Source organism: Bradyrhizobium sp. S69, from assembly GCF_009766005.1.
In the GTDB taxonomy this organism is placed as follows: Bacteria; Pseudomonadota; Alphaproteobacteria; order Rhizobiales; family Xanthobacteraceae; genus Bradyrhizobium.
On record NZ_LMUK01000024.1, the window covers coordinates 46,797 to 60,101 of the forward strand.

Annotated in this window: 12 protein-coding genes; 5 read left to right on the forward strand and 7 right to left on the reverse strand. The window is 61.5% G+C overall.

The features are described 5' to 3' along the window. Positions 1 to 1,029 (forward strand): DNA polymerase III subunit delta, encoded by a 1,029-nt coding sequence (holA, locus tag GSQ88_RS08010; RefSeq protein WP_159006882.1) that lies wholly within the window; start codon positions 1 to 3, stop codon positions 1,027 to 1,029. Positions 1,030 to 1,240: 211 nt separating this feature from the next. On the opposite strand, the gene GSQ88_RS08015 is transcribed toward holA, so the two are convergent. From GSQ88_RS08015 to hemJ, 7 genes are all read right to left on the reverse strand, one after another. Then, positions 1,241 to 2,122 (reverse strand): ParB/RepB/Spo0J family partition protein, encoded by an 882-nt coding sequence (locus tag GSQ88_RS08015; protein WP_159006884.1) that lies wholly within the window; start codon positions 2,120 to 2,122, stop codon positions 1,241 to 1,243. 151 nt (positions 2,123 to 2,273) lie between these two features. Next, complete coding sequence (locus GSQ88_RS08020; RefSeq protein ID WP_159006886.1) at positions 2,274 to 3,125, reverse strand: ParA family protein; 852 nt, start codon at positions 3,123 to 3,125, stop codon at positions 2,274 to 2,276. A 29-nt stretch (positions 3,126 to 3,154) separates the two neighbouring features. Next, positions 3,155 to 3,820, reverse strand: coding sequence for a 16S rRNA (guanine(527)-N(7))-methyltransferase RsmG (rsmG, locus tag GSQ88_RS08025; RefSeq protein WP_159006888.1), 666 nt, complete (start codon positions 3,818 to 3,820; stop codon positions 3,155 to 3,157). Positions 3,821 to 4,218: 398 nt separating this feature from the next. Beyond that, positions 4,219 to 6,102 (reverse strand): tRNA uridine-5-carboxymethylaminomethyl(34) synthesis enzyme MnmG, encoded by a 1,884-nt coding sequence (gene mnmG, locus GSQ88_RS08030; RefSeq protein ID WP_159006890.1) that lies wholly within the window; start codon positions 6,100 to 6,102, stop codon positions 4,219 to 4,221. A 210-nt stretch (positions 6,103 to 6,312) separates the two neighbouring features. Beyond that, positions 6,313 to 7,623, reverse strand: coding sequence for a tRNA uridine-5-carboxymethylaminomethyl(34) synthesis GTPase MnmE (mnmE, locus tag GSQ88_RS08035; protein ID WP_159006892.1), 1,311 nt, complete (start codon positions 7,621 to 7,623; stop codon positions 6,313 to 6,315). A gap of 326 nt (positions 7,624 to 7,949) precedes the next feature. Then, positions 7,950 to 9,215 (reverse strand): transcription termination factor Rho, encoded by a 1,266-nt coding sequence (gene rho / locus GSQ88_RS08040; protein ID WP_159006894.1) that lies wholly within the window; start codon positions 9,213 to 9,215, stop codon positions 7,950 to 7,952. 267 nt (positions 9,216 to 9,482) lie between these two features. After that, positions 9,483 to 9,905 (reverse strand): protoporphyrinogen oxidase HemJ, encoded by a 423-nt coding sequence (hemJ, locus tag GSQ88_RS08045; protein ID WP_159006896.1) that lies wholly within the window; start codon positions 9,903 to 9,905, stop codon positions 9,483 to 9,485. A 470-nt stretch (positions 9,906 to 10,375) separates the two neighbouring features. Here hemJ and GSQ88_RS08050 point away from each other — a divergent pair, with 470 nt between their 5' ends. From GSQ88_RS08050 to dnaQ, 4 genes are read left to right on the forward strand one after another with little or no spacing between them, the layout of a single operon-like run. Continuing rightward, positions 10,376 to 11,215: a pyruvate, water dikinase regulatory protein gene (locus tag GSQ88_RS08050; RefSeq protein ID WP_159006898.1), complete on the forward strand. Its 840-nt coding sequence runs from the start codon at positions 10,376 to 10,378 to the stop codon at positions 11,213 to 11,215. Positions 11,216 to 11,225: 10 nt separating this feature from the next. Beyond that, complete coding sequence (locus GSQ88_RS08055) at positions 11,226 to 11,834, forward strand: Maf family nucleotide pyrophosphatase (protein WP_159006900.1); 609 nt, start codon at positions 11,226 to 11,228, stop codon at positions 11,832 to 11,834. 26 nt (positions 11,835 to 11,860) lie between these two features. Then, a complete protein-coding gene (gene coaE / locus GSQ88_RS08060) occupies positions 11,861 to 12,460 on the forward strand; it encodes a dephospho-CoA kinase (protein ID WP_159006902.1) in 600 nt (199 codons plus the stop codon). 37 nt (positions 12,461 to 12,497) lie between these two features. Continuing rightward, positions 12,498 to 13,187 (forward strand): DNA polymerase III subunit epsilon, encoded by a 690-nt coding sequence (gene dnaQ / locus GSQ88_RS08065; RefSeq protein WP_159006904.1) that lies wholly within the window; start codon positions 12,498 to 12,500, stop codon positions 13,185 to 13,187. The last annotated feature ends 118 nt before the right edge of the window (positions 13,188 to 13,305 follow it).

Sequence of the window (13,305 nt, forward strand, 5' to 3'; positions counted from 1 at the left end):
TTGGTCGCGCTTCGCGGAAGAGAGATCGACGCTTTTCTGGCCCGCCCCGATGCTGGCCGCCCGATCATCCTGCTCTACGGACCCGATGCGGGCCTGGTGCGTGAACGCGCCGATGCGCTGCTCGCCTCTGCGGTCGATGATCCCAACGATCCGTTTTCACTGGTCAGACTGGACGGCGACGAACTCTCGGCCGAGCCGTCGCGGCTGGTCGACGAAGCGATGACGGTGCCGCTGTTTGGCGGCCGCCGCGCCATCCGGGTCCGCGCCGGCTCCCGCAACTTCGCCAGCGGCATCGATACGCTGGCGGATTCGCCAATCAAAGACTGCCGTATCGTCATCGAGGCCGGGGAGTTGCGGCCGGAATCGCCGCTGCGCAAGGCGTGCGAACGCGCCAAGACCGCGGTTGCGATCGGCTGCTATCCCGACGGCGAGCGCGATTTGGCAAAACTGATCGATGATGAATTGCGGGTCGCTAGTCTGCGCATCGCGGCGGACGCCCGCGCATCGCTGACGGCGCTGCTCGGCGGCGACCGTCAGGCCTCGCGCAACGAATTGCGCAAACTCACGCTCTACGCCCACGGCCAAGGCGAAATCACGATCGAGGACGTGATGGCGGTGGTCGCCGACGCCTCCGAACTGAAGATCGATCCGATCGTGGATGGCGCGTTCGCCGGCCGGCCGGACCTGGTCGAAACCGAATTCGCCAAGGCGATGGTCGCCGGCACCTATCCCGGCATGATCATTTCGGCAGCCCAGCGTCAGGCGGCGTGGCTGCATAAAACCGCGCTCGCGGTGGCCGAGGGAACGCCGGTGTCGACATTGCTCGACAGCGGCTTTCCACGGTTGCATTTTTCGCGGAAGGCCAATGTCGAGACAGCGTTGCGCTATTTCAACGCAACGCGGCTGGTCGGGATCATCGACCAGCTCGCCGTCGCCGCACTAGAGATGCGCAAGCAAGCCTCATTGGCCGCCGTGATCGCGCAACGCACGCTGCTGTCGATCGCGGTGAATGCCAAGCGGCGAGGGTAGAGTCGGCCGCCTTCTTCTCCCTCGCCCCGCTCTTGCGGCTGTGAAGCTATTTCGGCGTCATCCTGAGGTGCGAGCTCTTGCGAGCCTCGAAGGACGGCCGCACGCACGATGCTGAACACCATCCTTCGAGGCGCGTCGAAGACGACGCGCACCTCAGGATGACGTCGGCGATAGCTTCACAGACGCTCTTGCGGAGCAAGGTTGAGCAACCTCAGCTCTTCGCTTCCAACCGCTGCACCACCTCGTCGAGTTGATCGAGGTCGCGATAGCGGATCACCACGGTGCCACCGGGATCGCGGTGATCGACGCTGACCTTGAGGCCGAGTACGTCACTGACCCGCTGCTCCAGCGCGATCGTGTCCGGATCCTTTACCTTGGCTCCGGCACGCGGCTTCTGCGGTTTGCGCTCCGGTACGCCCTCGACATGCGCCAGCGCCTCGGCCTGCCGCACGTTGAGGCCTTCCTCGACAATGCGTTTAGCGGCAGCGCCGGGATCTGGTACCCCGACGAGCGCGCGCGCATGACCGGCCGACAACTGGCCGGACGCGATATAGGCCTGCACGTCGGCGGGCAGTTTCGTCAGCCGCATCATGTTGGCGACATGGCTGCGGCTCTTGCCGACGGCTTTTGCGATGTCTTCCTGGCTGCGTTTGAATTCATTGGCGAGCGCGTGATAGCCCTGCGCCTCGTCGATCGCGTTGAGATTTTCGCGCTGCACGTTTTCGACGATCGCGAACTCGAGCGCTTCGCTGTCGCTGATGTCGACCGGCACGATCGGCACTTCGTGCAGGCCCGCGATCTGCGAGGCGCGCCAGCGGCGCTCCCCGGCGATGATCTCGTAACGGTCCTGCGCGCCCTTGACCGCGCGCACCACGATCGGCTGGATCACGCCATGCTGCCGGATCGAATCGGCGAGCTCGCCGAGCTCGGCTTCGGGAAATTCGCGGCGCGGATTGCGCGGATTCGGTTTGATGAATTCGATCGGCACCTTGCGCTGCGCGCGCGGCCGTTCCAGATGCGCGGCCTCGCCGCCGACATCCCCGATCAGACTTGCAAGACCGCGGCCCAGTCGCGAACGCGCTTCGTCGGCCATCGCCAGCTCCCTTGGATTCACGCACGTCACTCCGGAATTAGAATCTGTGTTTCATCGCAGCGTGGGCAAAGCAAAGCGTGCCCACCAGAACGCTACGACACGGGATGGTGGGCACGGCGAAGACGCCTTTGCCCACCCTACGGCTGTTAGCTCAATGCGTGCGCAGCTCGCGTTCGCGCTGGATCACTTCGGTCGCCAGCTTGAGATAGGCTTCGCTGCCGACGCATTTCAGATCGTACACCAGCACCGGCTTGCCGTAGGACGGCGCCTCGGAGATGCGCACATTGCGCGGGATCATGGTGTTGTAGACTTTGGCGCCCATGAACTGCCTGACATCGGCGACAACCTGGTTCGACAAATTGTTGCGCGAGTCGAACATGGTCAGCACGATGCCGTGGATCGACAGATTGGGATTGAGCGTCGAGCGCACCTGCTCCACCGTCTGCAGCAATTGCGACAGACCTTCGAGCGCGAAGAACTCGCATTGCAGCGGGACCAGGATCGCATCCGATGCGGCCATCGCATTGACGGTGAGAAGATTGAGCGACGGCGGACAATCGATCAGCACATAGGTGTAATCGGTGTCCGCGGTGGCGTTGGTATTGAGGGCGGCAATCGCATCGCGCAGCCGGAAAGCGCGATCGCGCGTCGCGCCCAATTCCAGTTCGAGGCCGGACAGATCCATCGTCGAGGCCGCGATGTGCAGCCGCGGCACCGCGGTCACGACCACCGCATCGCGCAGCGGCGCCTCGCCGATCAGCACGTCATAGGTCGAGACGCTGCGGTTGCGGCGATCGATGCCGAGACCGGTGGAGGCGTTGCCCTGCGGATCAAGATCGACGATCAGCACGCGTTCCCCGATCGCCGCCAGCGCGGTGCCGAGATTGATCGCCGTGGTGGTCTTGCCGACGCCGCCCTTCTGGTTGGCCAGCGACAAAATGCGCGGATGGCCCGGCGACGTTGGCGATCTATCTTCTTGATATATTTGATCAATTACGGTCATCGGGGTACGCCATGTGCTCTGGGAGACGACTAGCGCGGCTCGATCCGATCGAGCTCAACGATCCAGCCGTGTCCGCCGGTGCGGCTGGAATGCAGATGTGGCTTGATATTCCAATATTTAGTAGCTTCCGTCAATTCCGCCTCTACATCTTGGCCCTTGAGAAACAAGGCTTTTGCACCCCGTTTGACCAGCGGCTCAGCGAAACCGACCAGTTGATGTAGCGGAGCCACCGCCCGGGCGGTGACGCAATCGACGTTGCCTATCGCGCTATCCACACTATCCCCGATATCCGCCAGGTGAAGTGTGCCTGGCGCGTTGGTAACCCGTAAGGCCTCGCGTAGAAACGCGCCCTTCTTGGAATTGCGCTCGACCAGATGGATCATCGCGCCGGGAATATCAGCCAGCGCGCAAGCCAGCACCACGCCGGGAAAGCCACCGCCGCTGCCGAAGTCGGCCCAAAGCTTCGCGCTCGGGGCGAGCGCCAGCAGTTGCAGCGAATCCGAGATATGCCGCGTCCACAGATGTGGAAGTGTCGAGGCCGCCACCAGGTTGGTCTTGGCCTGCCATTGCAGCAGCAGATCGACATAGCGATCCAGCCGCGCCTCTGTTTCACGTGAAACGGGCGTCAGTTTCAGCGCCGCCGCTTTATCGGACGGAAGCACGGGAGAGTTGTTGTGGTTGGGCGCCTTGGACATCGATCTACCAGATTAAGTTGTCACCTTGAGATTAAGTGGGTCTCAGTGAGTCTCCCAGCCTGAATTGACGGATCTCCTGAGAGTCGGACTCAAAATGAAGGCCGCCGAGCGGGTCTCTCTGCGCCGGTCATTGCGAGCGAAGCGAAGCAATCCAAGGGAAAGGGCTGGATTGCTTCGCTTCGCTCGCAATGACGAACAGGACGCCTCTTGGCTGCTCTTTCAGGAATCGTAGGATGGGTTGAGCGTAGCGATACCCATCGAGCCGCCCCCGTGACGTACATGATGGGTATCGCTATGCTCAACCCATCCTACGGGTGTTTCACGTGAAACGTGGAGCCGGGTATCTCTGGGCCTTCGCTGTTCGTGAAAGCTCCGGTCCCTGTTTCACGTGAAACACCCTACGCCGTCGCCTTAGACAGCTTCCGCCGGGCTTCCCGGCGCAAATAGGCGGCCAGGATACCCAGGGCAGCCGGCGTCAGACCATCGAGCCGGCCGGCCTGCCCTACCGTGCGCGGTCGTGCCTTCTCCAGTTTCGCGCGCGCCTCGTTGGAGAGCCCCGGCACATCGGCGTAGTTGATATCGGTCAGGACCAGCCCCTCATCGCGACGGAAGGCATCGACATCGGCGGTCTGGCGCTTCAGATAGACGTCGTATTTGGCGTCGATCTCAAGATGGACCGCGATCGATGGGTCAATGGCCGATAGCTCCGGCCAGATACCGCGCAGTTGGGTCCATCCGATCTCCGGATAGGCCAGTAGTTCAAAGGCCGAGCGGCGATGGCCGTCCCGGTTGAGCGCCAAACCGTGTTTGGCGGCCTCATTCGGGGTGATCGCCAGCCCTTTTGCCAGCGACTTTGCCGCATTGAGCGCCGCCATCTTGCCGCGATGGCGCAGCGAACGCGCGTTCCCCACGCACCCCAGCGCGATACCCTTGTCCGTCAGGCGTTGATCGGCATTATCCGCGCGCAGGGTCAGCCGGTATTCGGCCCGCGAGGTGAACATCCGGTACGGCTCGGTGATGCCGCGGGTCACCAGATCGTCGATCATCACCCCGAGATAGCCATCGGCGCGGTCGAATACGATCGGATCGGCCGCTCCGGTCGACAATGCTGCGTTCAAGCCCGCAACAATTCCCTGCGCCGCGGCCTCTTCATAGCCGGTGGTGCCGTTGATCTGGCCGGCCAGGAACAGTCCAGGCAAGCGCTTGGTCTGCAAGGTCGGATCAAGCTCGCGCGGATCGATATGGTCGTATTCAATGGCGTATCCCGGCCGTACCATCCGAACCTGCTCCAGGCCGGGGATGGTCGCCAGGATCGCCAACTGCACCTCCTCCGGAAGCGAGGTCGAGATGCCGTTCGGATAGACCGTGCTGTCGTCGAGACCTTCCGGCTCCAGGAAGATCTGATGGCCGTCGCGATCGCCAAAGCGGACGATCTTGTCCTCGATCGACGGACAATAGCGCGGCCCGCTGCTCTTGATCTGTCCGGAATACATCGGCGAGCGATGCACGTTGGCCCGGATCACGTCATGGGTGGCGGGTGTGGTCCGGGTGATGCCGCATTGGATCTGCGGCGTCGTGATCCGATCGGTCATCACCGAAAACGGCTCCGGCGGATCGTCGCCGGGCTGCATCTCGACCGCGGACCAGTCGATGGTGCGGCCGTCGAGCCGCGGCGGCGTACCGGTCTTCAACCGTCCGAGCGTAAAGCCGGCGCGTTCGAACGAGGCGGAGAGGCCCAGCGCCGGCGCCTCGCCGACCCGGCCGGCAGGCCAATTGTCCTCGCCAAGATGGATCAGCCCACGCAAAAAGGTCCCGGTCGTGATCACGACCGCACCGGCGGGCAATTCGCGGCCATCGGCCAGGCGAACACCCACGACCCGGCCGTTCGAGATCATCAGGTCGTCGGCCTCGCCCTCGATCACCAGAAGGTTGGCGGTCGCCTCGATCGCGGCCTGCATCGCCTGGGCGTAGAGCTTGCGGTCCGCCTGGGCACGGGGTCCGCGGACCGCCGGTCCCTTGCGCCGGTTGAGCATGCGAAACTGGATGCCCCCGGCATCCGCAACCCGGCCCATCAATCCGTCAAGCGCATCGACCTCGCGGACCAGATGGCCCTTGCCGAGCCCGCCAATGGCGGGGTTACAGGACATCGCCCCGATGGTCGCGAATCGATGCGTCACCAGCGCGGTGCGGGCGCCCATCCGCGCCGCCGCACTTGCGGCCTCGCAGCCGGCATGGCCGCCGCCGATGACGATGACGTCGAAGGATGTTGCGGTTGAAATCATCGCAGACTTCTAGCCGGAGACGATTGCGTCAGGAAGTCGGAATTTTGCAAAGACAATGTTTCACGTGAAACAGCGTTTACCGCCAGCGAGGCCCACGGCAACGCGAAATATTTTTACGTGAAACAACCCCATGCAAAGAAGCTCGCCACGATATCAGTTGTTTCACGTGAAACAACACCTAGAAATGAATTAAGAAATGAACAAAAAATATTACTTACCTATACAGAACTGCTGGAAGATGACACCCAAAATGTCTTCGACATCAACCCGGCCGAGCAGCCGCCCCAGCGCATAGGCCGCGGCGCGCAAATCCTCCGCGGCCAGTTCCTCGCTCTGCTCCAGCATCAAAATGCTGCGCTGCAACGAAGCGGCTGTTTGCTGCAGCAAATTTCTTTGCCGGTCGCGGATGATCAAACCGCCCTCCTCGGGGCCAAAGAAATCCTGCGCGAAAACCACCAGCGCGGAAATCAGCGCCGGGATACCGTCGCCCCGGTCCGCCGATATCTCGAAATCAGTGTCCGATTGTTCCGGGTCGAGATCGATCTTGTTGCGCACCGTCCATACCGGCGTCGCGGCTTCGTGCCCCGGCGCCGCGCCTGGCGCGTCGACCAGCCACAGCACGAGATCCGCCTCCGCCGCGCGCGCGCGGGCCCGGCGCACGCCCTCCTGCTCCACCGGATCGCCGGTTTCGCGAATCCCCGCGGTGTCGATCACCGTCACCGGATAGCCGTCGAGGTCGAGCTGCACTTCGATCACATCGCGCGTGGTGCCGGCATGGGGCGAGACGATCGCCACCTCCCGCCGCGCCAGCTGATTGATCAAGGTCGATTTGCCGACATTCGGCGGACCGGCAATAGCAACCACGAGCCCGTCGCGCAGCCGTTCGGCTTTGCCCTGCGCCGCAAGCACTTCCGCAATTTCTTCCGACAACGCCACGAGCTTCGCCCGCGCCGGCGCGATCAATTCGGCCGACACATCGCCCTCGTCGGAAAAATCTATTCCCGCCTCGATCAGCGCGGAGGCTTCGATGATCCTGGCGCGCCAGTCGCGGGCTCTGTCGCCCAGCAATCCCTTCAACTGACGCAAGGCCTGGCGCCGCTGCCGGTCGGTGTCGGCATGGATCAGATCGTCGAGACCTTCCGCCTCGGTGAGATCGAGCTTGCCGTTCTCGAAGGCACGCCGGGTGAACTCGCCGGGCTCCGCGGCGCGCACGTCCTCGAAGTCTGCGAACCCTGTGAACAAGGAAGCCAGCACCGCGCGCCCGCCATGGACGTGGAACTCGGCGACGTTCTCGCCGGTGGCACTCGCGGGCCCCGGAAACCACAGCACCACCGAATCGTCGATCGGCTGCCCGTCCAAGCCGTGAAGCAGCACCCTCGCCGCCATGCGCGGCGGCGGGATTTTGCCGGCTAGCGCGCTGAGCACGGCAGCGGCTAGCGGACCCGACATCCGGACGACGGCGATCGCGCTCGGCGCGCGGCCAGACGAAAGCGCAAAAATGGTCTGTTCCCGTGGGTGCATGGCCTATTTGCGCCCGCCTTTGCCAACAGGCAAACATTTCCAGATCACGAAATTTCGGCGCTTACGCCGATCATTGTGCGTCGCACAATAGGTGCAGCATTTCCGCAGCATTTTGCCGCGACCACAGACGTCGCTCAGCGATAACCTTTAGCCAATCGGTCAAAATTCAAACATTCCCAATTACTTATCGGAGCGGGCCTCTTCACTCCCGATTCGGCCATGCTGCATCGATGCCGCAGCAAAGCCCGCAACATGAAAAAGGCGCCCAGCGTGTGCCAGGGCGCCCTTTTTGAGCCGAGACGGTATTTAGGACCGTCAGGGCCAGCTCAGGTATTCATCGAATCGAAGAATTCCGAGTTGTTCTTGGTGTTGCGCAGCTTGTCGAGCAGGAAGTCGATCGCATCCATCGTGCCCATCGGATTGAGGATTCGGCGCAGCACGTACATTTTCTTCAAAAGCTGCGGATCGGTGATGAGCTCTTCCTTGCGGGTACCGGACCGCGAGATGTCGATCGCCGGGAAGGTCCGCTTGTCCGAGACCTTGCGGTCCAGGATCAATTCGGAGTTACCGGTGCCCTTGAATTCTTCGAAGATCACCTCGTCCATTCGGCTGCCGGTATCGACCAGCGCGGTGGCGATGATGGTCAGCGAACCGCCCTCCTCGATGTTGCGCGCGGCGCCAAAGAAGCGCTTCGGCCGCTGCAACGCATTGGCGTCGACGCCGCCGGTCAGCACCTTGCCGGATGATGGCACCACGGTGTTGTAGGCACGTCCCAGGCGGGTAATCGAGTCCAGCAGGATCACGACGTCACGGCCGTGTTCAACCAGCCGCTTGGCCTTCTCAATCACCATCTCGGCGACCTGGACGTGACGCACGGCGGGCTCGTCGAAGGTCGATGAGACTACCTCGCCCTTCACCGAACGCTGCATGTCGGTGACTTCTTCCGGCCGCTCGTCGATCAACAACACGATCAAATAGCATTCGGGATGATTGGCGGTAATCGAGTGCGCGATGTTCTGCATCAGCACGGTTTTACCGGTGCGCGGCGGCGCCACGATCAGGGCGCGCTGGCCCTTGCCGATCGGGGCCACGATGTCGATAACCCTTGCAGATAAGTCTTTTCGCGTGGGGTCTTCGAGTTCGAGCCGGAAGCGCTGATCCGGAAACAACGGCGTCAAATTGTCGAAATTGACCTTGTGCTTGGACTTTTCCGGGTCTTCGAAATTCAGCGTATTGACCTTCAGCAGCGCGAAATAGCGTTCGCCTTCCTTCGGGCTGCGAATATGGCCTTCGATGGTATCGCCGGTGCGCAGGCCGAAGCGGCGGATCTGCGACGGCGAGACGTAGATGTCATCCGGACCCGGCAGATAATTGGCGTCCGGCGAACGTAGAAATCCAAAACCGTCGGAGAGAACCTCGACGACGCCCTCGCCGATGATGTCGGTTTCCTGGATCGCGAGTTGCTTGAGAATGGCGAACATCAGCTCCTGCTTGCGCATGGTGCTGGCGTTTTCGACCCCTTTTTCCTCCGCAAACGTGACGAGCTCGGCCGGCGTCTGGGATTTGAGGTCTTGAAGTTTTATTTCCCGCATTGGGGTGGTCCTGTGGAGTAGCGAAGGGAGGGGGTGCGAGGTGGCTTGAAGGAAATGCGGACGCAAGATCAGGAAGGTCCGCAGGTCTAAGCTAGGAAATTGCCGGGTGAGGCTTCAAACCTGACGTGATGGCCGGCTCAACAACGAAGCCGAAGCACAACCACATCCGCCTGCGTGGGGTGGGACTTGACCAATATAGAAAACCGCACTGCGCTCTGCAAGGAGGTCCAAAGCGAAGATCACCCGCTTTGTCGAGAATCCCCTCCATCAAAACGGCTTCACGACCACCAAAATCACGATTCCGATCATCAATACGGTCGGTACCTCATTGATAAGACGATAGAATCTCTGGCTTCGCGGATTTCGATCGGCAGCGAAATCCTTCACGCAGCGGGCAAAAAAGCCGTGGACCCCCGACAACAGCAGCACCAGCAAAAGTTTTCCGTGCAACCAGCCGGCGGAGAACCAATGACCCGACCAGGCGAGGTAAAGCCCTGCCAGCCAGGTCACGATCATCGCGGGATTGATAATCGCCTTCAGCAACCGGCGTTCCATCACCTTGAACGTCTCGGACTGCTTCGATCCGGCCTCGGCCTCGCAATGGTAGACAAACAGCCGTGGCAGATAGAGCATTCCCGCCATCCACGCGATGACGGCAATGACGTGCAGGGCCTTGATCCATTCGTACACCGCGGGACGCCTCACTCGTTCGATCGATCACCAGTCGCCACGAGGCTGGAACGTTTCAGCCAGTTTCAGCGTTGCCGGCAACCGTGACTTGGTTCGAACGGAGACATATCCGCAAGCAGCCCTTTTCTAAAACAATATTATTAGAATCTTAAGTTTGAGTCTAAGTAGCCGTGGATTTGACTCATAAAATTCTGTCCCGGAATTCTCCTGTCTTGTGCACATTCATCAACAACTCGGGCAGCAATTGTAGTCACGCGAATTACGCTACTGGCTTCAAGCGCTTGTGCCGTTCGATGGCCGGTTTATGAAGAGACAAATCCACATAACCCCACTATCATCGCAACCGTCGGATAAGTTATGCCGGACGGGAGCCCTGTGAAGAAAAAGCCGGGTTATCCCGGAACCATCGACCCGACCCCGATTCGAGCGGATAAGCTCCACAGAGATTCACAGGATACACAGGGTTCCCCGTGCCCACGACCGGCAATTATTTTCACCTTCATCTGGTTTCCGATTCGACCGGCGAGACGCTGATCACGGTGGCGCGCGCGGTGGCCGCGCAGTATGCCAACGTGACGCCGGTCGAACATGTCTATCCGTTGGTGCGCAGCCAGAAGCAGCTCGATCGTGTGCTTGACGAGATCGAGGAAGCGCCCGGGATCGTGCTGTTCACCTTGCTCGAGAAGGACCTGGTGGCGCGGCTCGAAGCCAAGTGCAAGGAAATCAACATCCCGAGCCTTTCGATCATCGGGCCGGTGATGCAATTGTTTCAGGCCTATCTTGGTGCGGCGACGACTGGCCGCGTCGGCGCGCAGCACACCTTGAACGCCGAATATTTCAGGCGGATCGACGCGCTGAACTACTCCATGATTCACGATGACGGGCAGCATGTCGAAGGCCTCGAAGAGGCCGATGTGGTGCTGGTCGGCGTATCCCGCACGTCGAAGACGCCGACGTCGATTTATCTTGCCAACCGTGGCGTACGCACCGCCAACGTTCCGCTGGTGCCGGGTATTGCGATCCCGCATCAACTGGAGAATTTGAAAAAGCCGCTGGTGGTCAGCTTGCATGCGACACCGGAACGGCTGATCCAGATCCGTCAGAACCGACTGTTGAGCATCGGCGCCGGATCCGGCAATGACGACTATATCGATCGCCAGTCGGTGACGGATGAAGTCGCGTTCGCGCGACGGCTGAGCGCCAAGTTCAACTGGGCGCTGCTCGATGTGACGCGGCGATCGATCGAGGAAACCTCGGCTGCGATCATGAAATTGCTGGCCGATCGGCAACGTCAGCAACTTTCGGAATGATCATCCGGCGATGACGATCTGGCGCGGAAAGCATCCGTTGATACTCGCCTCGCAAAGCCGTGCGCGGCAGGCGCTGCTGGCCAATGCGGGCATCGCTTTCGAGGCTATACCGGCCGACATAGATGAGCGGGAGATTCAGCGGGCCTCCGGCCTTTCGGCGCCGGGCGAAATTGCCTCGCTGCTGGCCCGCGAAAAAGCGCTGTGGGTTTCCTCGCATCACCCCGACAGGATTGTCGTCGGCGCGGATCAAACGCTGGCGTTGGGAAAACGGCTCTTCAGCAAACCGTCCGGCCGCGCGCAGGCCGCGGAGCAACTGCAAAGCCTAGCCGGCAACAGCCATGAACTGCATTCTGCCGTTGCTGTCGCATGCGACGGCAAGATCGTGTTTGAAACGGTTGCCATCGCGCGCATGGCCATGCGGCCGTTGCGCGAGGCAGAGATCGAGACCTATCTCGATGAAGCCGGCGAGGCCGTGACGACCAGCGTTGGCGCCTATCAGCTCGAAGGGCTCGGCATCCACTTGTTCGAACGCATCGAAGGTGATCATTTCACCATTCTGGGTCTGCCGCTGCTGCCGTTGCTGGCGTTCCTGCGCGGCGAAGGCCTGCTTGCGATATAGAGATCGATGCGAATGGGTACGGTGCGATGATTATTCTGGGGTTGACCGGCTCGATCGGGATGGGGAAATCGACCACCGCAAAGCTGTTCACTGAGGCCGGCGTCCCGGTTTACGACGCCGATGCAACCGTTCACCTGATCTACGAGGGCGAGGCGGCGCCGGCGATCGAGGCGGCGTTTCCAGGCACCACCGTGGACGGCAAGGTCGATCGCACAAAATTGTCGGCCCGGGTGCTGCACGATGCCGCCGCGATCAAACGGCTTGAGCAGGTCGTTCATCCGATGCTCGGCGCCTATCATCAAAAGTTCTTGCGCGATGCCGAGCAATCCGGCGCGCCGGTTGCGGTGGTGGACGTTCCGTTGTTGTTCGAGACCGGCGGCGAAAAGCGCGTCGATGCGGTGGTGGTGGTGACGACGTCGCCCGACATTCAGCGCCAGCGGATTCTTGCGCGCGACAACATGACGGCTGAAAAGCTCGATGCCATTCTGGCGCGACAACTGCCCGACGCCGAAAAGCGCAAGCGCGCGGATTTTGTCGTGGATACATCGGACGGGCTCGAGCCGGTGCGCGCACGAATCCGGGACATCCTGGACGAGGCTGCTAAGATGCCGCGACGGCGAGCCTGATTCGCCGCATCCTCAAGGTTTCTTCCGGTTCTGACTGATGCGTGAAATCGTTCTCGATACCGAGACCACGGGCCTTGACCCGCTGCGCGGCGATCGGCTGGTCGAAATCGGCTGCGTCGAGATCTTCAACCGGATGCCGACCGGCCAGACCTATCACGTCTACATAAACCCCGAACGCGACATGCCGAAGGAAGCCTTCGATGTGCACGGGCTATCGGGCGAGTTCCTGGCCGACAAGCCGCTGTTTTCAGCGGTCGTGGAGGGTTTCCTGGAATTCATCGGCGACGCGCCGCTGGTAATCCACAACGCCTCGTTCGATATCGGCTTCATCAACGCCGAGCTCGAGCGCATCAAGCAGCCGGCGATTTCACGCGAGCGACTGGTCGATACGCTGTTGCTGGCGCGGCGCAAGCACCCAGGCGTCTCGAACCGTCTCGACGATCTCTGTTCGCGCTATGCGATTGATAATTCCCGCCGCACCAAGCACGGCGCGTTGCTGGACTCCGAGCTGCTCGCCGAGGTCTATATCGACCTGATCGGCGCACGGCAGTCGCAGCTGATCCTGGCGGCGGAAGTTCGCGACAGCCGCTCCGGCGGCGTAGGCGAAATGCCGCGCCGGCAGCGGACCGAGCCGCTGGCGCCGCGAATCTCGGATGAGGATCGCGCCGCGCACCGGGCCTTTGTCGCCACGCTGGGCGACAAGCCGATCTGGAATGATTTTCTATAGCGTTTTCGAGCGAAGTGGATGCCGGTTCGCGTCAAGAAAACGCGTCAAAAGAAGAATCCAGAGCCCGGTTCTGATTGAATCAGACCGGGCTTTGGGCGTTTGAGCTTTTAGGCTGCCG

Excerpts from the sequence above, each read along its gene's own strand:
- GSQ88_RS08015 (WP_159006884.1), bottom strand. The coding sequence starts at position 2,122 with ATGGCCGACGAAGCGCGTTCGCGACTGGGCCGCGGTCTTGCAAGTCTG.
- GSQ88_RS08020 (WP_159006886.1), bottom strand. The coding sequence starts at position 3,125 with ATGACCGTAATTGATCAAATATATCAAGAAGATAGATCGCCAACGTCG.
- rsmG (WP_159006888.1), bottom strand. The coding sequence starts at position 3,820 with ATGTCCAAGGCGCCCAACCACAACAACTCTCCCGTGCTTCCGTCCGAT.
- mnmG (WP_159006890.1), bottom strand. The coding sequence starts at position 6,102 with ATGATTTCAACCGCAACATCCTTCGACGTCATCGTCATCGGCGGCGGC.
- mnmE (WP_159006892.1), bottom strand. The coding sequence starts at position 7,623 with ATGCACCCACGGGAACAGACCATTTTTGCGCTTTCGTCTGGCCGCGCG.
- rho (WP_159006894.1), bottom strand. The coding sequence starts at position 9,215 with ATGCGGGAAATAAAACTTCAAGACCTCAAATCCCAGACGCCGGCCGAG.
- GSQ88_RS08055 (WP_159006900.1), top strand. The coding sequence starts at position 11,226 with ATGACGATCTGGCGCGGAAAGCATCCGTTGATACTCGCCTCGCAAAGC.
- coaE (WP_159006902.1), top strand. The coding sequence starts at position 11,861 with ATGATTATTCTGGGGTTGACCGGCTCGATCGGGATGGGGAAATCGACC.
- dnaQ (WP_159006904.1), top strand. The coding sequence starts at position 12,498 with ATGCGTGAAATCGTTCTCGATACCGAGACCACGGGCCTTGACCCGCTG.